Raw genomic sequence first — 18,696 nt, 5'->3', positions numbered from 1 at the left:
GTATATGCCTTTACTACAGGTGCTCCCGCGGGCTCGAACAGGACGCCCGCGGGTCACTCCCTCGTCCTCGATCGACCCCCTGGGTTGTTCCAACGGGACACTCCGCGCTTTCAACCCTGGGGCGGAGTCGTCCGCACCCCTCCGCACAGGCCCCTCCCTAAGGCGACAACGTGTCCCATCACCGCCCTCCGGTCAGCGCCGACTGGCCGTACTCGGTCACGACCCCCGGCCACCGCGATTGGGAAAGTACGGCCGTACGCTGGCTGCGAGACCTCCTGCCGGCCCGGTACGGCGGTTACACCACCCTCACGCGCCAGCCCGTTCTCCTGGCCCGTCACGCCCAGCTGCAGATCGAGCACGAGATCCGTGCGGTGCGGGTGGCGATGCAGACCTGCCGAGCGGAGCTGCCCACGCTGGGCGTGTCCGACCCCACGATCGAGAGCACGATCAGGCTGTACGCCGTCGAACTGGAGCAACTGAGCCGCCTGGCACGCGGTGTCCGCCTCATCACGGAGGCGCTCCTCGCGAGCGGCCAGGGCGCGCGACGACGAGCACGGGTCTGAAGGGCCCACCCCGGACGCGGCGGGCCTCGCGGGTCACGAGCGGCGACGCGAGGCTGAGCCGAGGCGGCGCTACGGAGTGAGGAACTGCGAGCACCGGTAGGGCCCCAGGGGCTTCGCGTTTCCGGCGAGTGTGACCTGCACGTCGTCCGGACGGACGCTCGGGTCGATGAGGGACTGGGCTCGGGCGAGGGTGCAGACGAGCTGGCCGTTGACAAGATCGTCGCGACGGCTGCCGGCAAAGGTCGCGTCCGGAGAACGTACCGTCACTCGGGCTCCCTTCGCCGTGACGTCGTAGGAGAAGCCGGTGGCCAGGCTGGTGAGTCCGCGTTGCTGTTCGGCTTCGGTGGGGCCCTCGGCCAGGAGCTTCACCGCGGCCTTCAGCTCGGTGATCTCCGCGTGGGGCCGAGAGACCCCTTCGAGGCGGCCCGACCCCGAGACGAAGTACAGCCGCAGCCCCTTCGTGAGACCGGTCGCGGGCTGGCCTGCCTGGATCACACCGCTGGGCTGCACTCCGCAGCCGGCCAGGGCGAGAAGCAGCGCGATGCCGGGCAGGGCGGCACGCGGGGAGGGCTTCATGATCACAGGGAGTCCCTCTCGGCGCGGCGCAGCGGCAGCCGCAGGGTGAAGACTGCACCGCCTGCCGCCCGGTTCGCGGCCTCGATGGTGCCACCGTGGAGGCGGGCGTTCTCCAGCGCGATGGCGGTGCCGAGGCCGCTGCCGTCCGAGCGGGTGCGGGCGGAGTCGGCCTTGTAGAAACGATCGAAGACGTGCGTGAGCGCTTCCGCGCGCAGTCCGGGGCCGCTGTCCTCGACCTGGACGGTGACCTCGTCCGAACTCGTGGCGAGCACCACAGTGACCGGTGGTGCTCCGTGCCGCAGGGCGTTGCCGACGAGGTTGGCCAGCACGACGTCGACGCGACGACGGTCCACCCGTACGCGTACGGGCCCGGGCAGGTGGACATCGACCGCGTCCGCCCAGCCGCGCATCCTCAACGTGTCACGGATCGTCTCGGCAAAGTCGGTGTCCACAAGGTTCAGGCGGGCGGCGCCGGAGTCGAAGCGGGACATCTCCATCAGGTCCTCGACGAGCCGGGACAGCTTCGTGGTCTCCGCGCTGATCGTCCGGGCGGCTCTGGCCGTGTCGGGCGGGAGATGCTCGGCGTCCTCGTCGAGGACGGTCGCCATCATCGTCATCGCGGCGAGCGGGGTGCGCAGCTCGTGGGAGACGTCGGCGACGAAACGCTTCGCCCGTTCCTCCTGCTCGCGCAGCTCCGCCACGGAGGACTGCAGTTCGTCGGCGGTCTCGTTGAAGTCCTGTGCCAGATTGGCGAGTTCGTCCCGCCCCTTGACCGTGACCCTGATCGACAGGTCCCCTTCGGCGAGCCTGCGCGTGGCGCGGCCCAGGTCGCGTACGGGGCGCAGCACGGTGCGCGCGGAGAGCAGTGCGAGGACGGCCGCGAGCAGCACCACCGGGACCACCCCGTCGCGCACCGCGGACAGCAGGGCGGCCGTGTCGTCCTGCTCGGGGCGGAGCGATGTGACGGCGAAGACCTCGAGGCCCGAGGCGCGATCGTCGTCGGCAAAGGTGACGGGGGTGCCGACGACCAGGTAGGGGGTGCCCTGATGGCTGACCCGCTGGAAACTCATGGCGCTCCGGGTGCGGACCGCGTCACTCAGCCGGGGGGTGATCCGGGAGGTGTCGGCCAACTCGTCCGACGTGCCCGTGAGCTCGCGGTAGCGGGTGACCACGACAGGTGCGCCGTCGAGTCCCTCGGAGACGCGGGTCGCGAGACCGGTGAGCGTCTCCTTCGTCGGCGGCAGATCGAAGTCGGGGGTGACGGCGCCGACGCGGTCGCGGAACTTCTGCTGGAAGGAGTCCTGCGCCCGTTTCAGGACGGCGGTGCGGGCCTCCCGGTAGGCAAGCGCGGTCGCGGTCGCGGACCCGGTCAAGGCGACGAGGACGAAGGTGACGACCAGCCGGGTCCGCAGGCTGCCCGGCCACCGACGCCACGACGACGTGCGGCTCGGAGCGGCGGAGGTGCGGCTCATATCGGCCCGAAGCGGTAGCCGAAGCCGCGGACCGTCTGGATGTATCGGGGGCGTGCCGGTGTGTCCTCGATCTTGGAACGCAGCCGTCCCACCGCGGCGTCGACCAAGCGGGAGTCTCCCAGGAAGTCGTGGTCCCAGACCCGCTCAAGGAGCTGGTCCCGGGTGAGGACGCGGCCGGGTGAGGCGGCGAGTTCGAGCAGCAGCCGCAGTTCGGTGGGCGGCAGAGCGACCGGCATGCCCCGCTTGGTCACGGTCAGCCCCGCCCGGTCCAGGACCAGGCCGGCGTGTTCCTCCCGCTCCGCCCCCGCGGGGAGCGACTCGGCGCGGCGCAGCGCCGCCTTGATACGGGCCTCCAGGACGGGGGCCGTGACGGGCTTGACCACGTAGTCGTCGGCGCCCGCCTCCAGGCCCCGGACGATGTCGGAGTCGTCGCCTCGGGCGGTGAGCATGATGACCGGAATCGTCGAGCGGGCGCGGATCCGGCGGCAGACCTCGAAGCCGTCCATGCCGGGCAGCATGAGGTCGAGGACGGCGAGCTCGACGGCCTCCCCGGCGGGCCCGTCGAGGAGGGAGAGGGCCTCTTCACCGGTGGCCGCCACATCGACCGCGTAACCGTGCCGACGCAGTACGAGTTCCATGCCGTCGCGTACGGCGGCGTCGTCCTCGATGAGAAGCACATGGGGCATGCGGTCGATTATGGGCGAGGAATCCTGCCCGCAGGCCACCGCCGATGGCGCTGAAGCCAAGGTCGACGTGCTTTGTTACGGGTTCATCATGTGCCGTTACCTGCTCATCGAACGGCTGCGCAGAGACCATCATGTCCGTCCCGGACAGTCCTCCCCATGACCTCTCCGACCATGTCCGCCGCCCTTTCCCCTTTCACCGCGCGGCTGCGGATCACCACCCTGATCGCCGCTCCCCTGCTCGCCCTCACCGTCGCCTGCGGATCCGGTGGCGGAGCGAAGGACGAAGGCGTCGCTTCGCTCCCCGGCACGCCGTCGAGCCAAGCCGAGGAGACCTCGGCCCCTGGTGGCGAGCAGCCCGCGGCCGGGGGCAAGGGCGCCTTCTACGACGCGCAGATGACGTATGTGCGGTGCATGCGCGGCAAGGGCGGCGTCAAGGACTTCCCCGACCCCAAGCTGAGCGGTTACCTGGACTGGACGAAGATCGACGAACTCGGCGCGGACCACCCGGAGGCAGCCAAGGGCGGCAAGAAGGGCGTGTGCGCCACCGAGCTGACCGACGCGATGGCGTTGGAGCCCGAGCGGGACGCGCAGAAGGAGTACGAGTCGATGCTCGCCCACGCCCAGTGCATGCGCGACAACGGAGTCTCCGCGTTCCAGAACCCGACGATGTCCGGCGGCAATGTGATCCCCGGCGGCGACCCCAACCCCGCGAGTCCTTCGTTCGACCGGGACTCGCCGGCGTACAAGCGCGCGAGCACGGCCTGCGAGGACAAGCTGCTCGACGGCCTGGACGGGATGCAGGGATGAGGCGCCGCACGCTTCTCGTCACGGGCGGGACACTGGCCGCGACCGCCGCCGCGGGCGCCGGACTGCTGGTGATCGGTCAGGGCGACGCGGACGCGAACCGCAAGGCCGCGGATCTGCCACCGGCCACCGCCACCATCGTCCGCACCGACCTTGTGCAGAGCAAGACGGTCGACGGGCGTCTCGACTTCGCCGGCCGGCGCGCGGTCAAATCCGCCGTCGAGGGCACGATCACGGTCGCGGCCGAGGAGAGCCGGACCGTGACGCGGGGCCGGGCGCTGTACGAGCTGAACGACAAGCCGGTCACTCTGCTGTACGGGCAGGTGCCGATGTTCCGCGAGATGAAGCCCGGCGACCGGGGCACCGATGTCCTCCAGCTGGAGCGCAATCTGCGCGACCTCGGGTTCGGCCGCGGCCTGTACGTCGACCCCCGGTACGACGCAGCCACGGAGAGCGCCGTCAGGCAATGGCAGAAGTCCCTGAACCGGGAGCCGACCGGACGGGTCGGCAAGGGCGACGTGGTGTTCCAGCCCGATCAGGTCAAGATCGTCTCGGTGGACGCCGCGCTCGCCGACCAGGTCGGCCCGGACCGGCCGGTCCTCACGATCGCCTCGACCAAGCCGGTCGTACGGGCGGCCCTGGAGCAGACCGACGTAGCGCTGACCGCGCCGGGCACCCGGGTCGAGGTGACGCTCCCGAGCGGGAGGGCCGTCCCCGGGAAGGTGACCGGAACGGCCCGGCCCGAGGCAGCGGGGCCCACGGAGGGCTCCGGCGCGGCAGGCCAGAACGGGATCACCGTCGAGGTGACCCTCGACGGTGCCGCATCGGCGGTCGGCGCCGAGGACGCCAGGGCGACCGCGAGCGTGAAGTTCGTCAGCGAAGCCCGCAAGGGCGTGCTCGTCGTGCCCGTCGAGGCGATCGTGGCGCTGCGGGGCGAGAACGGCGGATACGGTCTCCAGCTCGTCCAGGGCACCAGCACCCGCCTGGTGCGCGTCGACACCGGTATGACCGCCGACGGCAGGATAGAGGTCAGCGGCCCGGACCTGCGCGAGGGACTGACGGTGGGGGCCGCGGCGCCGTGAACGAGGAACCCACTCCCGTGATCGAGCTGCGAGGTGCGTCCAAGACGTACCCCGGCCCGGTGCACGCGCTGCGCGACATCGATCTGACCGTCGGGGCGGGCGAACTCCTCGCCATCGTCGGACCGTCGGGCTCCGGCAAATCCACCATGCTCAACATCATCGGCACCCTGGACCGGCCGACCTCCGGCACCGTCCGGGTGGCCGGACACGAGGTGGGCACCCTGACCGACGCCCAGCTGTCCGCGTTGCGCGCCCAACACATCGGCTTCGTCTTCCAGCACTTCCACCTGGCCCCCGGCCGGGACGCGGTCGACAACGTCTCCGACGGGCTGCTGTACGCCGGCGTTCCCCTGAAGGAACGCCGGGCCCGGGCCCGTACCGCACTGGAGCGGGTGCGGCTCGGCCATCGCCTGAGCCACCGGCCCCCCGAACTCTCCGGTGGCGAGAGACAGCGGGTCGCCATCGCCCGCGCGCTCGTGGGTGAGCCGGACCTGCTGCTCGCCGACGAACCGACCGGCGCGTTGGACACCGCCTCCGGTGCGATCGTCATGGAGCTGCTGTACGAACTGAACACCGCGGGCACCACCATCTGCGTCATCACCCACGACAACGAGATCGCCGACGCCCTGCCTCGTCGGGTGCGCTTCCGCGACGGCGGTGTGGTCTCCGACTCCCATGCCCCCGCCCCACCCAGGGAGTTCTCATGACCTCGGCCCGACTCCGACCGGCTCGTCTCTCACCCGCCGACATCCTGCGCACGGGAGGGGTCGGCCTGCGGGCCCGCCGAGCCCGGGTCGTCCTCTCCGCGCTCGGCATCGCCATCGGCATCGCGACCATGGTCGCCGTCGTCGGCCTCTCCACCTCGAGCCGGGCCGACCTGCTGAGCCGCCTCGACCGCCTGGGCACCAACCTGCTCACCGCGGAAGCCGGGAAGGATCCGCTCGGACAGGAAGTCAAGCTGCCCAAGAACGCGGTCGCGATGGTCGAACGCATCGGACCCGTGGAGCATGCGACGGCCACCGGCAACGTCGACGCCCGGATCCGCCGCAGCGACGCCGTGCCCGAGGAGCGGTCGGCGGGCGTCACCGCCCAGGCCGCCCGCCCCGACCTGCTCGCCGCGCTGGGCGGGACCGTCGGCAAGGGGGTGTGGCTGAACACGGCTAACGAACACCTGCCGGTGACCGTCCTCGGCGCGATCGCCGCCGAGCGCCTGGGCATCAGCGAACCCGGCGAGAAGATCATGATGAACAGCGAGTACGTCGTGGTCGTCGGCATCCTCGAGCCGATCGAGCTGGTTCCCGCCCTGGACCGGGTCGCGCTCGTCGGCTTCCCCGCCGCCGAGCACCACTTCGCCTTCGACGGCCACCCGACCACGTTGTTCGAACGCTCCACCGACAGCTCGGTGGACGACGTCCGCAGCGTGCTCGCCCGCACCGTCAACCCCGGCAACCCGTCCGGAGTCAAGGTCAGCCGTCCCTCCGACGCACTCGCCGCGAAGGCGGCCACCGACCAGGGCCTCACCACCCTCATGCTCGGCCTGGGCGCGGTGGCCCTGCTGGTCGGTGGTGTCGGTGTCGCCAACACCATGGTCATCTCCGTGCTCGAACGCCGTCAGGAGATCGGGCTGCGCCGTGCCCTCGGCGCCACCCGCAACGCGATCCGTCTCCAGTTCCTCACCGAATCGCTCCTCCTGTCCGCCCTCGGCGGTCTTGCCGGGTCGGCCCTGGGCTCCGCCGCGACCTACGCCTTCGCCCTCGCCCAGCGCTGGACGGCCGTCGTCCCGCCCTGGTCCCTGGTCGGCAGCCTCGTCATCACCCTCCTCGTCGGCGCCCTGGCCGGCCTCTACCCCGCCGTTCGTGCCTCCCGGCTCGATCCGACCAGGGCGCTGAACGCGACGTGAGCGGCGTGGATCGTACGGGTCGCCCGGGTCCGCCGCTGATCGACGCCGTCGGTGCAGGCAAGGGCGTGACCGCGCCGTGCTCCCTCAGGTGTGCGGCACCACGGCGACAGGACAGGAGGCGTGGTGGATCACGGCATGGGTGACCGATCCGATATGGGAGCCCTTGGCCGCCCTGCGCCGGCCGACGACGACGAGGCTCGCCTCCGACCCGGCCTCGACGAGGTGCTCGGCGGCCCGCCCGGGAGCGGACACCTCGGAGACCTCCACCGCCGGGTACTTGTCCCGGAAGGGGCGTACCGCGCTCGACAGCGCCGACGCCATGTCGGCGTCGGTTGCGACTTTGTGGTGAAACGGGTGGTGCCACGTGTTCACGATCCGCAGCGGGGCGCCATGCCGCCCCGCGAAGCCGAACGCGAACTCGAGCAGCTCACTCTTCACCTCGCTCACATCCAGGCCGAGCACCACCTTCCGGTCGCGGGCACCGGACTCGTCCTCCCCGTACCCCGGGCGCACCAGCACCACCGGACGCGTCGCCTCGGCGACGACCTCCTGACCCACCGAACCGACGATGAAGCCGCGGACGCTGCCGAGCCCGTGCGACCCCACGACCAGCAGTTCAGCCTCCGAAGCGGCGGCCAACAGCACGTTGGTGGGGGCGTCCTCGACCTCATCGGCGGTCATGGCGAGGTCCGGTCGCCTGCCCCGGACACGCTGCTCGGTCGCGGCGAGCACACCTTCCGCATCACCGGCGCGGTCCTCGTGCGACACCTTGACCGCCTGCAGCTGGTGCTGCCCCCACAGCGTGGCGTAGACCAGTCGTAGGCCGTTGCCGCTCAGTGCCGCCTCGTCGGCGGCCCAGTCCAGTGCCGCGACACTTCCTTCGGAGCCGTCCACTCCCACAGTGATCGGTCGGGACACGCCGCTCTCCTCGCCTCGGGGCTGTCATCAACGGGCCGTCACAAGGGCAGCCCTTCGGCATCCACGCGCGAGGGCGCCTGATCGGGAAGCTACCGAGTTGCTGCGGACATCGCGGCGCACCGCGTTCCACGACGCCACCGAAGTGCCCCATCTGGCGGACGACAGGCCAAGACATCGGATGCGCGAGCTCGCTCGCGCCACCGCCGTCCGAAGCGGCCCGGCGACAGCACCCTGCAGGACGTCAGCTGACCGCGCTCAGGGTGTCCGCGAGGCGGCGGCGGGCCGCGCGGGACGCGGGGAGGGCCGTCAGGGCGATCGCGCCGAGGACGGCGGTGGCGCTCATGGCCACGAGGTATGCGGCGGGCGGGGCCTGGGCGATGCCGGAGCCGATGCCCGTGGTGTGTGCCTCGTGGTCGATCAGCCAGTGAGCGAGGGGAACACCGAGGGCCGTCGCGGCGAGGTTGGCGGCGAGCGCTGTGCAGCCGATGGCCGTCACGGTGACGGCGGTGATCTGGCGCGGGGAGAGGCCGATGGCCTTCAGAGCCAGCAGGTCGCGTTCACCGTCGCGGATGCTCCCGCCGATCGCCGTGGACAGTTCCGTCAGGCCGATCAGGGCGAGGACGGTGATCAGGCCGACGACGACGCCGCGCAGGGCGGAGAGCCGGTCGGCGGGGGTGGTGACCTCGTGGATGTCGAGGTGGCCCCCGGAGGCCTCTGCGAGTTCGGCGCGGACGGTGCGCGGGTCGGCGCCGGGCTCGAGACGGAGCTGGTAGAGGGTGGGGCTCAGGGCGGGGTCGTTCTCGCGCAGGGTGTCGAGCGAGGTGGAGATGACCCGGCCGCCGTTCTCCGGTTCGATGCTGCGGCCGACGAGGTGCAGTACCTGCGGGTGGCCGCCGACCGTGACACGGACCCAGTCGCCGACGCGTACGTTCAGCAGGTCGAGCAGGCCCTGGCCGGCGACGGCCTCGTCGGGGCCTTGAGTGGGGCGGCCCTCGGCGATCGTGTACGGGTAGGGCTCGTCGCGGGTGCCGAGACCGCGCAGCGCGATGGTGCCGGTCTGGCCGGGGACCAGTGCGGCGACCTCCAGGCCGGGGTGGGCGGCGGTGATCTTGTCGTTGGCCTGCAGCAGCGCGGCGGCCTCGCGGTCGGTGAGCGTCGCAGCGGGGCGGGCGGTGAGCGCGGCGGCGTGGCCGAGCTGTTCGGGGCGGCTGTCGAAGCGTTCGATGGTGGTCCAGGCGCTGAGCGCGACGGTGATCAGCAGCAGCGGCAGGGCGAGGCGGACGATGGTGGCCGGGGCACGCCGGCCCCGGCCGAAGGCCCTGTGCCAGCCGAGGACCAGGGTGGGCGACATGCGCAGTCCGAGCGCGCCTCGGGCGGCGCGGGACAGTCCTCCCCCGGACATCGTGCGGGCAGCCCCCCGGCGGCCCGATGCCGCGGCGGCGGGGACGACGGGTACGGGCTCCACGCGTCCGGCCCGCCACGCCGCGAGGCAGGTGGCCGCTCCGATGAACAGCACCGCCGTGACGGGCACCGCGAGCAGCGCCGCCGAGTGGCCCTCGAGTCCCTGCCAGACACCGACGGCGTCGCCGAGCCGGCCGGGCAGGCGGTTGCCGAGCGTCCGGACGGCCGCCGTGGCGAGGGTCGCCCCGAGCACGGCGAAGGCGAGGTGCTGGACGAGGAAGACGCGTACGACCTGGCCGGGTGTGAAGCCGATGGCCTTGAGGACGGAGATGTCCCGCAGATGGCCGCGCACCCGGGTACTGATGGCGCCGAACACCGCGAGGGCGGCGGCGATCAGCGCGCCGAGTCCGAAGAGCCCGAGGACCTGGCCGAGCAGCTTGGTGTCGCCTTGCGCCTCGGCGCGGGCCTGCTGCCAGGTGGAGACGTCGGTGACGGCGCCGGCGCCGAGCGTGGTGACGGCGCGCTGGACGGCGTAGTCGGTGTCGCCCGGGTCGGTGAGGCGCAGTCCGACGACCTGGCCGCCGCCGCGTCCGTCCGGCACCGCGCGCGGCAGGGCCCAGACAGTGCCGGGCCGCTCACCGGGGCGGTAACGGGGCTCCGCGCTGTCGGCGACGCCGAGGACGGTCAGGGTACGGCCGTTCGGCAGGGTCAGGCGGTCGCCGGGTTCGGCCCACAGGGCACGGGCGAGACCGGATTCCAGGACGACTCCGTCGGGGACGGCGTCGTCGAGCCAGCGTCCCGACGTCAGCACGGGTCGCCCGGTGGCCGGGGGCTCCGTGCCGGTGGCGCGCAGTTCCACGCCGGCGCGGGCGCCCCGGGAGGTGACACTGTCCGACGCGGTACGGGAGGGGCCGGCGAGCTGCTCGACGCCGTCCAGGGAGGTGAGGGAGCCGGTGTCGGCGGCGGGACCGGTGTGGATCCACACGTGAGCGCCACGCGACTGGGTGAAGACCCGCTGCCAGGGGTTGGTGGCGTAGCCGAAGAGCGCGGTGGCCAGCAGCAGGGAGGCGACGATCCCGGCGGTGGCGGCGACCATGAACAGCGCCTCGCCCCGGTGGGTGCGCAGATCGGCGTGCGCCCAGCGCAGCATGGCCCGCACGGGTCAGTCCTTCAGTTCCAGTACGCCGGCGAGGCCGGTGCCGCGCGGCGGCGTACCGCCCAGTTCGACGTCGTCGGCTATCCGGCCGTCGAAGAAGCTGATCACCCGGTCCGCGGCGCTGGCGAGCCGTGCGTCGTGGGTGACGAGCACGATGGTCTGGCCGCGTTGGTGGAAGTCGGCGAGCTGCCGCATCACCTCGCGGGTGCCCTTGCTGTCGAGGCTGCCGGCCGGTTCGTCGGCGAGGAGCAGTCGCGGCTGGTTGACCAGGGCGCGGGCGAGGGCGACGCGCTGCTGTTCGCCGCCGGACAGCTCGCCGGGCATGCTGCGGGCCTTGCTCTCGAGGCCCAGCTCGGCGAGGAGCTTCTCGCGTTCGGCGCGGGCCTGTTTGGCGGAGGTGCCCGCCAGCAGGGCGGGCAGTTCGACGTTGTCGGCGACGGTGAGGTTGGAGACGAGGTTGAAGAACTGGAAGACGATGCCGATGCGACGGCGTCGCTCCACCGCCCAGCGGGCCTCGGACCAGCCGTCGGTGCTCTCGCCGTCGAGCAGGAGCGAGCCGCTGTCGGGACGCTGGAGGCCACCGAGCAGGTGCAGCAGGGTGGACTTGCCGGCGCCGGAGGGGCCGGTGACGGCGACGAATTCGCCGCGGCGCACGGTCAGGTCGACGCCGCGCACGGCGTGGGCGGGCGCGCCCTCACTGTGGTGGGTCTTGACGATGCGCTCCGCGTGCAGCAGCGGCACCGGTACGGCGGAGTCCGTCATTGCAGCTCCTCCAGTTCCTCCTGGCAGCGCTCCAGCCAGTCGAGGTCGGCCTGGAGGTGCAGCATGGCGCCTTCGATCAGCAGGTGGGCTATGCGGTTGTCCCGGTCTTCGGCGGCGGCCAGCTTGGACAGGTTGCGCATGGTGGTGAGGTACTCGCGTCGCTGCTTGTTGATGAGGGCGATCTGGTCGGCGAGACCGGTGCGCGGGGCGAGGGCGAGTTTCATGAAGAACTCGTCCCGGACCCTCGGTTCGTCCGCCGTCTCGTCGAACCAGGCGCGCAGTGCTTCCTGCCCGGCGTCGGTGAGGCGGTAGATCTTCTTGTTGGGGCGGCTCTCCTGGGCGATCTCCTCGCCCTCGATCAGCCCGGATTTCTCCAGCCGGCCGAGCGTGACGTAGATCTGGCCGACGTTGGTGGGAGGGTACGCGGCGCCCAGCAGTTGCTCAAGGTCCTGCTTGAGCTCGTAGCCGTGGGCGGGGCCCCTGGCCAGGAGGGCGAGGAGGGGATGACGCACCCGTACTGTCCTCCCTTGGCGTGCTCCCGTTGTGATGTGGGCTCTAGTATCGCCCATGCCTAACGGGTATACATGCCCTGTTGCTGGACGAAGGTGTACGGCGCGGCGCTCTGGGAGGAACCTATGCGGTGGATACGGGCCGCGGGTAGGGGATTCCTGGTTCTCGCTGTCGTACTGACGGGTTACATGGCCTCCGGCGCCCCGTCGGGCAGCGCGGAGCGCGAGGGCGGACGCGGCCCCATGACTCTGGCCACGGCCGGTGATCTCACCGGCTATCTCGCCTCCGTCCTGGAGGGCTGGAACCGCGCGCATCCGGCCGAGAAGGTCACCCTGGTCGAGCTGCCGGATTCGGCCGACGAGACCCGGGCCCAGATGATCACGGATCTGAGGTCGGGCGAGGGCAGGTTCGATCTGCTCAACATCGATGTGGCGTGGACGTCGGAGTTCGCCGCGGCGGGGTGGATCGCGCCGCTGGAGCGGGGCCGGTTCCCGCTGAAGAGCTTTCTGCCGCCCGTGGTGGACACCGCGACGTACGACGGACGGCTGTATGCGGTCCCGTATGTGACGAACGCCGGGATGCTCTTCTACCGCAAGGACGTGCTCGATCGCGAGGGGCAGCGCCCGCCGCGAACGTGGGCGGAGCTGGAGCGGCAGGCCCGCACCATCGCGCCGAAACACGGCCTGGGCGGGTACGCGGGCCAGTTCCTGCCCTACGAGGGGCTGACGGTCAACGCCGCCGAGGCGGTGTACTCGGCGGGCGGGACGGTCCTCGGAGACGAGGGCGAGCGGGTCACGGTCGACTCGGCGGCCGCTCGCGAAGGGCTGGGGTTCCTCGCCAGGGGTGTGCGGGACGGCTGGATACCGAAGGAAGCCCTGACGTACAAGGAGGAGGAGTCCCGCCAGGCGTTCCAGGACGGCCGGCTGCTCTTCCTGCGCAACTGGCCGTACGCGTACGCCGGCGCCTCCGGCGCGCAGTCGAGAGTCGCGGGAAAGTTCGGCGCTGTGCCGCTGCCGGGCCCCCGGGGGCCGGGCGCGAGTGTGCTGGGCGGCTCCAATCTGGCCGTGAGCAGCCATGCCCAGCACCCCGAGTCGGCGCGCGACCTGATCGCGTACCTCACGAGCGAGCGGGTGCAGCGCCGCGTCCTGAGCGAGGGCGCCCTGCCGCCGGTGCGTGCCGCGCTGTACGAAGATCCGGCGCTGGTGACGCGCTTCCCGTATCTGCCCGCACTGCGGGCGAGTGTGCTCGCGGCAGCGCCGCGCCCCAAGAGCCCGCACTACGAGCAGGTGAGCCTGGCCGTGCAGGCCGTGGCCCATGACGCCATGGCGCAGCACCAGACGCCCGAGGCGGCGGTGCGCCGTCTCGCGGACGAGCTCGCGGCCATCGCCCGTCGTCGCTGACTCCTCCCTCACCACTCTCGCCGCCTCCAAGGCGCCTACTTACCTGTTAGGTATCAGCATGTGGACTGCCACGCCCTGAATATCGTGACAAACTAGGGCATTTTCTCCCAACAAGCGTTGTTCTTCGGCAGCTTCGTTGACACCCCCTCGTCACACCTACTTAACATGTATGCATAACCGCTACCCGCTCTGGGTGGCGCGCACCCCTTCACGCAGAAACACAGGTCAACGGGTGATGCACACAGCCCCAAGCCACCGTCATTGGTGGCGCGACGCGGTGATCTACCAGGTGTACGTCCGCAGCTTCCTGGACAGCACCGGCGACGGGATCGGCGACCTCGCCGGTGTCCGGGCCGGCCTGCCGTACCTCAAGAAGCTCGGGGTCGACGGCATCTGGCTGAGCCCCTTCTACCCGTCGCCGCAGCACGACCACGGGTACGACGTCGCCGACTACTGCGACGTGGACCCCGTCTTCGGTGACCTCGCCGAATTCGGCCTGCTGGTCGCCGACGCCCACCGACTGGGCATCAAGGTGCTGCTGGACATCGTCCCCAACCACTGCTCCAGCGAGCACGCCTGGTTCCGCGAGGCACTGGCGGCCGGCCCCGGCAGCGAGGCCCGCGCCCGCTTCCACTTCGCCGAGGGCCTCGGCACCGACGGCGACGAGCCGCCCAACAACTGGCACGCGATGTTCGGCGGCCCCGCGTGGAGCCGCATCACCGAGCCGGACGGCACCCCCGGCCAGTGGTACCTGCACATGTTCACCCCCGAGCAGCCGGACCTGAACTGGCGCAATCCAGAAGTCGGCGCGCACTTCGACCACGCCCTGCGCTTCTGGCTGGACCGGGGCGTCGACGGCTTCCGCATCGACGTCGCGGCCGGACTGTTCAAGCACCCCGACCTGCCGGACTCGCCCGACCCGGAGGCCGACGCCCGTACCCGCGACTCGGTCAACCCGCTCGCCTGGAACCAGCCCGAGGTGCACGACGTGTGGCGCCGCTGGCGGTCGGTGTGCGAGGAGTACACGGCCCGGGACGGGCTCGAGCGGCTGCTGGTCGGCGAGGTGTCGGTGCCGACCGCCCGCGAGCACGCCCTGTACGTCCGCCCCGACGAACTGCACCAGGCCTTCTTCTTCGACCTGCTGGGCGCGCCCTGGGACTCCGACACCTTCCGCAAGGTGATCGACGAGGCGATGCGCGACATCGCGGGCACCGGCTCCACCGTCACCTGGGTGCTCAACAACCACGACCAGGTGCGCACGGTGACCCGGTACGGCGAGTCCGGCACCGAAGGCAGCGGGCTCGGCGCCGCCCGGGCGCGCGCCGCCGCCCTGCTGATGCTGGCCCTGCCCGGCGCCGCGTACATCTACCAGGGCGAGGAACTGGGCCTGCCGGAGGTCGTGGACCTGCCGGACGAGGTGCTCACCGACCCGATATTCCGGCGCACCGGCAACCGGGCCCGGATCCGCGACGGCTGCCGCGTGCCGCTGCCGTGGTCGGGCCACGCCTCCCCGTTCGGCTTCAGCACCGGGGCGGAGAGCGCCAAGCCGTGGCTCCCGCAGCCCGGTTGGTTCGCCGAGCACGCCACCGACCGTGCGCTGGCCGACACCCGCTCGTCCTGGCACCTGTACCGCGAGGGCCTGCAGTTGCGGCACGGTCTGCCGCAGCTGGGCGAGGGGACCTTGCGCTGGCTGGACGCGCCACCCGGCGTGCTGGCCTTCCTGCGCGGCGACGGACTCGTCTGCGCCGTCAATTTCGGCACCGCTCCGGTGCCCGCCCCGGTCTCCGGCGCCCCGCTGCTGGCCAGCGGACCGTGCCCGACCGGCGCCCTGCCCGGATCCACCGCCGCCTGGTGGATCAGTGACGACACCACCCTGGAGGGACTGCGATGACCATGCGACGGATGACGATGGCCTGCTGCTCCGCACTCACCCTGGCGCTCGGCGCCACCGCGTGCGGCGGTGGCCCGGTGAGCGCCGGCGGCGGGAGCAAGGAACTGTCCGGCCAGACCCTCAATGTGGCCGGTGTCTGGTCGGGCGCCGAGCAGAAGAACTTCCAGAAGGTGCTGGACGCCTTCACCGAGAAGACGGGTGCCAAGACCCAGTTCGTGTCCACCGGTGACAATGTCTCCACCGTCGTCGGCAGCAAGATCGAGGGCGGCAACGCCCCCGACGTCGTGATGGTTCCGCAGGTCGGCGTGCTCCAGCAGTTCGCCCGGCAGAACTGGCTCAAGCCGCTGTCCGAGACCACGAAGAAGTCCGTCGACGCCAACTACGCGCCTGTGTGGAAGAACTACGGCTCCGTCGACGGCACCCTGTACGGCCTGTACTTCAAGGCCGCCCACAAGTCGACCGTCTGGTACAGCCCGGAGGCCTTCGACCAGGCCGGGGTGAAGCCGCCGACGTCGTACGAGGACATGCTCAAGAGCGGGCAGACGGTGTCCGACTCCGGCCTCCCGGCCTTCGCGGTCGCCGGTGAGGACGGCTGGACGCTCACCGACTGGTTCGAGAACATCTACCTCTCCCAGGCCGGCCCCGAGAAGTACGACCGGCTCGCCAAGCACGAACTGGCGTGGACGGACCCGACCGTGGTGAAGGCGCTGACCACCCTCGGCGCGCTCTTCTCCGACAGCAAACTGATCGCGGGCGGCCAGAAGGGCGCACTCGGCACCGACTTCCCGGGCTCCGTCGAGAAGGTCTTCGGCCCGAAGCCCGAAGCCGCGATGGTGTACGAGGGCGACTTCGTCGCCGGTGTCGCCAAGGACCAGTTCGGCAAGAAGATCGGCGAGGATGCCGCCTTCTTCCCCTTCCCGGCGGTCGCGGGCGGCAAGGCACCGGTGGTCAGCGGCGGTGACGCGGCCGTCGTCCTGAAGGACGGCAAGAACCAGGCGGCCGCGACGGCGTTCCTGGAGTACCTCGCGACGCCCGAGGCCGCGGCCGTGTGGGCCGAGGCGGGCGGCTTCCTGTCGCCGAACATGAAGCTCGACCTCGCCGCCTACGGCGACGACACGCTGCGCGAGACGGCCAAGTCGCTGATAGACGCCGGGGATTCGGTGCGCTTCGACATGTCGGACCAGGCTCCGGCGGCGTTCGGCGGCACCAAGGGCGCGGGCGAGTGGAAGATCCTCCAGGACTTCCTGCGCGACCCGTCGAACCCGGCCGCCACCGCCGCGGCGCTGGAAGGCGCGGCGGCCAAGGCGTACAAGAGCTGAGGCGGCGTCATGACCAGAGTCACCGCTCCCCCACCACCCCGGGTCGGCACCGCGAAGGGCGGCCGGCGGGACAACGGCCCGCGGGACCGGGCCCGGCGGCGCCGGCGGATCATCGCCGTGGCGTTCGTGCTGCCGACACTGCTGGTGCTCGGCGCGCTGGTCGTCTACCCGGTGCTGTTCTCCGTGGGCCGCAGCTTCTTCGACGCGGGCGGCACACGGTTCGTCGGCGGGGACAACTACGCGGAGATCTTCCGCGACCCCGCCACCCTGACCGCCATCCGCAACAGCGCCATCTGGGTCGTCGTCGCGCCGACGCTGCTGACCGGGCTGGGACTGATCCTCGCGGTGCTGGTCGAGAAGGTCCGCTGGGCGACCGCGTTCAAGTTGCTGCTGTTCATGCCCATGGCCGTGTCCTTCCTGGCCGCGGGCATCATCTTCCGCCTCGCGTACGAGGAGGACCCGGACAAGGGCGTTCTGAACGCGGCCGCGGTCGGCGTGCACGATGTCTTCCAGGACGCCTCGTCGTACCCGACGGCCCGGGCCCGCGAGGGCCAGGGACTCGACAAGCGGCCGGACGGCTCGTACGGGACGGCCGACACGGTCTCCCCGGGACAGAGCGTCGCCCTCGGCCTCGTCGGCGTGGCACCCAAGGAACTGCCCGCCGACGCGAGGCCCGCCGCATCCGGCAAGGCCGGTCCGAAGGATGTGACCGGCGCCGTGTATCTGGACTTCACGCCAGGTGGCGGTGGGCGGCCCGGCGCGATCGACGCCACGGAACGGGGACTGCCCGGCATGACGGTGGAGGCGGTGCGCGACGGGAAGACGGTCGCCACCGCGACCACGGCGGCCGACGGGTCGTTCCGCTTCACCGCCCTCGCGGCGGGCACCTATACGGTCCGACTGCCCGCGGAGAACTTCGCGCCGCCGTACGAGGGTGTGTCCTGGCTCGGCCCCGCCCTGGTCACACCGGCCATCATCGGTGCGTACCTCTGGATCTGGACGGGCTTCGCGATGGTGCTCATCGGCGCCGGACTGTCCGCCCTGCCGCGCGACGCGCTGGAGGCGGCGCGGATGGACGGGGCGAACGAGTGGCAGGTCTTCCGCCGGATCACCGTGCCGCTGCTCGCACCCGTGCTGACCGTCGTCTTCGTGACACTGGTGATCAATGTGATGAAGGTCTTCGACCTGATCTACATCATCGCGCCGGGGCCGGTTCAGGAGGACGCGACCGTGCTGGCCACCCAGATGTGGCTGGTGTCCTTCGGCGGCGGCAACGACCAGGGGCTCGGCAGCGCGCTCGGTGTGCTGCTCCTGCTGCTGGTGATCCCCGCCATGGTGTTCAACGTCCGCCGCTTCCGCAGGAGTCAGTCATGAGTGCCACCGCGACGATGCCGGACGGCCGGCTGCGCCGCTGGCTGGGCAACGGCCTGGTCCAGGCGTTCCTGGCCGTGGTCGGCCTGATCTGGGTGACCCCGGTCGCAGGACTGCTGCTGTCCTCGCTGCGCTCGGCGAACGACAACGCGTCGAGCGGCTGGTGGACGGCGCTGGCCGGCCCAGGTCAGCTGTCTCTGGACAACTACACCGCCCTGCTGGGCAATGCGGGCATCACCCGCGCCTTCTGGAACACGGTGCTGATCTCGGTGCCGACGACCGTCCTCGTCGTCGTGGTCGCGGCGCTCGCCGGATACGCCTTCGCCTGGCTGGAGTTCCCCGGCCGCGACTGGATCTTCCTGGGCGTGGTGGCGCTGCTCGTGGTGCCGGTGCAGGTGGGTCTGCTGCCGGTGGCGAAGCTGTTCGGGCAGCTGGGACTGTTCGGCACGATCCCGGGCGTGGTGCTCTTCCACGTCGCCTACGGGCTGCCGTTCGCCGTGTTCCTGCTGCGCAACTACTTCGCCGACATCCCGCGCGAGATGCTGGAGGCGGCGCGGATGGACGGGGGCGGCGAGTGGCGGATCTTCACGCAGCTGGTGCTGCCGGTGGGCCGCCCGGCGATCGCCAGCCTGGCGATCTTCCAGTTCCTCTGGGTCTGGAACGACATGCTGGTGGCGCTGCTCTTCGCCGACAGCTCCTCGCAGCCGCTGACGGTGGAACTGCAGTCGCAGGTGCGGCAGTTCGGCAGCAACATCGACGTCCTGGCGCCGGGCGCCTTCCTCTCCCTGATCGTGCCGGTGGTGGTCTTCTTCGCCTTCCAGCGCCACTTCGTGCAGGGGGTGATGGCGGGTTCGGTGAAGTGACCGCACGGGCGGGGCCCCGCGA

At 71.3% G+C, this 18,696-nt stretch carries 17 protein-coding genes; 10 read left to right on the top strand and 7 right to left on the bottom strand.

The features are described 5' to 3' along the window. Positions 1 to 170 precede the first annotated feature (170 nt). Entirely contained in the window at positions 171 to 563 is a 393-nt protein-coding gene (locus ACFC0D_RS00935; RefSeq protein WP_376430232.1) for a hypothetical protein, read from the top strand. A 69-nt stretch (positions 564 to 632) separates the two neighbouring features. Here ACFC0D_RS00935 and ACFC0D_RS00930 read toward each other — a convergent pair whose 3' ends face one another. The 3 genes from ACFC0D_RS00930 to ACFC0D_RS00920 are packed head-to-tail and all read right to left on the bottom strand — an operon-like array spanning position 633 to position 3,297. After that, positions 633 to 1,139, bottom strand: a complete 507-nt coding sequence (locus ACFC0D_RS00930; RefSeq protein WP_376430230.1) for a hypothetical protein — start codon at positions 1,137 to 1,139, stop codon at positions 633 to 635. 2 nt (positions 1,140 to 1,141) lie between these two features. Then, the gene (locus ACFC0D_RS00925) at positions 1,142 to 2,611 is read right to left on the bottom strand and encodes an ATP-binding protein (protein WP_376430228.1); all 1,470 of its coding nucleotides are present in this window, start codon (positions 2,609 to 2,611) and stop codon (positions 1,142 to 1,144) included. Then, positions 2,608 to 3,297, bottom strand: coding sequence for a response regulator (locus ACFC0D_RS00920; protein ID WP_376430226.1), 690 nt, complete (start codon positions 3,295 to 3,297; stop codon positions 2,608 to 2,610). The genes ACFC0D_RS00925 and ACFC0D_RS00920 overlap by 4 nt, the downstream gene beginning before the upstream one ends. Before the next feature lie 156 nt (positions 3,298 to 3,453). On the opposite strand from ACFC0D_RS00920, the gene ACFC0D_RS00915 reads away from it, so the two are divergent. The 4 genes from ACFC0D_RS00915 to ACFC0D_RS00900 are packed head-to-tail and all read left to right on the top strand — an operon-like array spanning position 3,454 to position 7,083. Beyond that, positions 3,454 to 4,104 carry a hypothetical protein gene (locus ACFC0D_RS00915; RefSeq protein WP_376430224.1) on the top strand — a complete coding sequence of 217 codons (651 nt, stop codon included), beginning with the start codon at positions 3,454 to 3,456 and terminating at the stop codon, positions 4,102 to 4,104. Then, on the top strand, positions 4,101 to 5,183 hold the full coding sequence (locus ACFC0D_RS00910) for a peptidoglycan-binding protein (protein WP_376430222.1): 1,083 nt from the start codon (positions 4,101 to 4,103) through the stop codon (positions 5,181 to 5,183). Before ACFC0D_RS00915 ends, ACFC0D_RS00910 begins: the two co-directional genes overlap by 4 nt. Beyond that, positions 5,180 to 5,890, top strand: coding sequence for an ABC transporter ATP-binding protein (locus ACFC0D_RS00905; RefSeq protein ID WP_376430219.1), 711 nt, complete (start codon positions 5,180 to 5,182; stop codon positions 5,888 to 5,890). The genes ACFC0D_RS00910 and ACFC0D_RS00905 overlap by 4 nt, the downstream gene beginning before the upstream one ends. Then, entirely contained in the window at positions 5,887 to 7,083 is a 1,197-nt protein-coding gene (locus ACFC0D_RS00900; protein WP_376430217.1) for an ABC transporter permease, read from the top strand. The genes ACFC0D_RS00905 and ACFC0D_RS00900 overlap by 4 nt, the downstream gene beginning before the upstream one ends. 84 nt (positions 7,084 to 7,167) lie before the next feature. On the opposite strand, the gene ACFC0D_RS00895 is transcribed toward ACFC0D_RS00900, so the two are convergent. The 4 genes from ACFC0D_RS00895 to ACFC0D_RS00880 all read right to left on the bottom strand — a co-directional run bounded on the left by ACFC0D_RS00895 (position 7,168) and on the right by ACFC0D_RS00880 (position 11,832). Continuing rightward, the gene (locus ACFC0D_RS00895) at positions 7,168 to 8,001 is read right to left on the bottom strand and encodes a universal stress protein (protein WP_376430215.1); all 834 of its coding nucleotides are present in this window, start codon (positions 7,999 to 8,001) and stop codon (positions 7,168 to 7,170) included. A 241-nt stretch (positions 8,002 to 8,242) separates the two neighbouring features. Next, on the bottom strand, positions 8,243 to 10,561 hold the full coding sequence (locus ACFC0D_RS00890) for an FtsX-like permease family protein (protein ID WP_376430213.1): 2,319 nt from the start codon (positions 10,559 to 10,561) through the stop codon (positions 8,243 to 8,245). Positions 10,562 to 10,564: 3 nt separating this feature from the next. Continuing rightward, positions 10,565 to 11,320, bottom strand: coding sequence for an ABC transporter ATP-binding protein (locus ACFC0D_RS00885; RefSeq protein WP_376430212.1), 756 nt, complete (start codon positions 11,318 to 11,320; stop codon positions 10,565 to 10,567). Then, on the bottom strand, positions 11,317 to 11,832 hold the full coding sequence (locus ACFC0D_RS00880) for a PadR family transcriptional regulator (protein ID WP_362364795.1): 516 nt from the start codon (positions 11,830 to 11,832) through the stop codon (positions 11,317 to 11,319). Before ACFC0D_RS00880 ends, ACFC0D_RS00885 begins: the two co-directional genes overlap by 4 nt. Positions 11,833 to 11,955: 123 nt before the next feature. Between ACFC0D_RS00880 and ACFC0D_RS00875 the strand changes: the two genes are divergently transcribed. The 5 genes from ACFC0D_RS00875 to ACFC0D_RS00855 all read left to right on the top strand — a co-directional run bounded on the left by ACFC0D_RS00875 (position 11,956) and on the right by ACFC0D_RS00855 (position 18,674). After that, on the top strand, positions 11,956 to 13,230 hold the full coding sequence (locus ACFC0D_RS00875) for an ABC transporter substrate-binding protein (protein WP_376430209.1): 1,275 nt from the start codon (positions 11,956 to 11,958) through the stop codon (positions 13,228 to 13,230). 235 nt (positions 13,231 to 13,465) lie between these two features. Further along, positions 13,466 to 15,121, top strand: coding sequence for a glycoside hydrolase family 13 protein (locus ACFC0D_RS00870; protein WP_376430207.1), 1,656 nt, complete (start codon positions 13,466 to 13,468; stop codon positions 15,119 to 15,121). Then, positions 15,118 to 16,440 (top strand): ABC transporter substrate-binding protein, encoded by a 1,323-nt coding sequence (locus tag ACFC0D_RS00865; RefSeq protein WP_376430205.1) that lies wholly within the window; start codon positions 15,118 to 15,120, stop codon positions 16,438 to 16,440. The genes ACFC0D_RS00870 and ACFC0D_RS00865 overlap by 4 nt, the downstream gene beginning before the upstream one ends. A gap of 9 nt (positions 16,441 to 16,449) precedes the next feature. Beyond that, positions 16,450 to 17,814 (top strand): ABC transporter permease subunit, encoded by a 1,365-nt coding sequence (locus tag ACFC0D_RS00860; protein WP_376430203.1) that lies wholly within the window; start codon positions 16,450 to 16,452, stop codon positions 17,812 to 17,814. Then, the gene (locus ACFC0D_RS00855) at positions 17,811 to 18,674 is read left to right on the top strand and encodes a carbohydrate ABC transporter permease (RefSeq protein WP_376430201.1); all 864 of its coding nucleotides are present in this window, start codon (positions 17,811 to 17,813) and stop codon (positions 18,672 to 18,674) included. Before ACFC0D_RS00860 ends, ACFC0D_RS00855 begins: the two co-directional genes overlap by 4 nt. The last annotated feature ends 22 nt before the right edge of the window (positions 18,675 to 18,696 follow it).

Source organism: Streptomyces sp. NPDC056222 (genome assembly GCF_042264065.1).
Lineage (GTDB): Bacteria > Actinomycetota > Actinomycetes > Streptomycetales > Streptomycetaceae > Streptomyces.
Note: the sequence above shows the minus strand (reverse complement) of the source record. Positions and strands in the feature narration are given on the sequence as shown.

Coding starts and splice junctions, on each gene's coding strand:
- ACFC0D_RS00930 (WP_376430230.1), bottom strand. CDS start 1,139: ATGAAGCCCTCCCCGCGTGCCGCCCTGCCCGGCATCGCGCTGCTTCTC.
- ACFC0D_RS00925 (WP_376430228.1), bottom strand. CDS start 2,611: ATGAGCCGCACCTCCGCCGCTCCGAGCCGCACGTCGTCGTGGCGTCGG.
- ACFC0D_RS00920 (WP_376430226.1), bottom strand. CDS start 3,297: ATGCCCCATGTGCTTCTCATCGAGGACGACGCCGCCGTACGCGACGGC.
- ACFC0D_RS00915 (WP_376430224.1), top strand. CDS start 3,454: ATGACCTCTCCGACCATGTCCGCCGCCCTTTCCCCTTTCACCGCGCGG.
- ACFC0D_RS00910 (WP_376430222.1), top strand. CDS start 4,101: ATGAGGCGCCGCACGCTTCTCGTCACGGGCGGGACACTGGCCGCGACC.
- ACFC0D_RS00900 (WP_376430217.1), top strand. CDS start 5,887: ATGACCTCGGCCCGACTCCGACCGGCTCGTCTCTCACCCGCCGACATC.
- ACFC0D_RS00885 (WP_376430212.1), bottom strand. CDS start 11,320: ATGACGGACTCCGCCGTACCGGTGCCGCTGCTGCACGCGGAGCGCATC.
- ACFC0D_RS00875 (WP_376430209.1), top strand. CDS start 11,956: ATGCGGTGGATACGGGCCGCGGGTAGGGGATTCCTGGTTCTCGCTGTC.
- ACFC0D_RS00870 (WP_376430207.1), top strand. CDS start 13,466: ATGCACACAGCCCCAAGCCACCGTCATTGGTGGCGCGACGCGGTGATC.
- ACFC0D_RS00865 (WP_376430205.1), top strand. CDS start 15,118: ATGACCATGCGACGGATGACGATGGCCTGCTGCTCCGCACTCACCCTG.
- ACFC0D_RS00860 (WP_376430203.1), top strand. CDS start 16,450: ATGACCAGAGTCACCGCTCCCCCACCACCCCGGGTCGGCACCGCGAAG.
- ACFC0D_RS00855 (WP_376430201.1), top strand. CDS start 17,811: ATGAGTGCCACCGCGACGATGCCGGACGGCCGGCTGCGCCGCTGGCTG.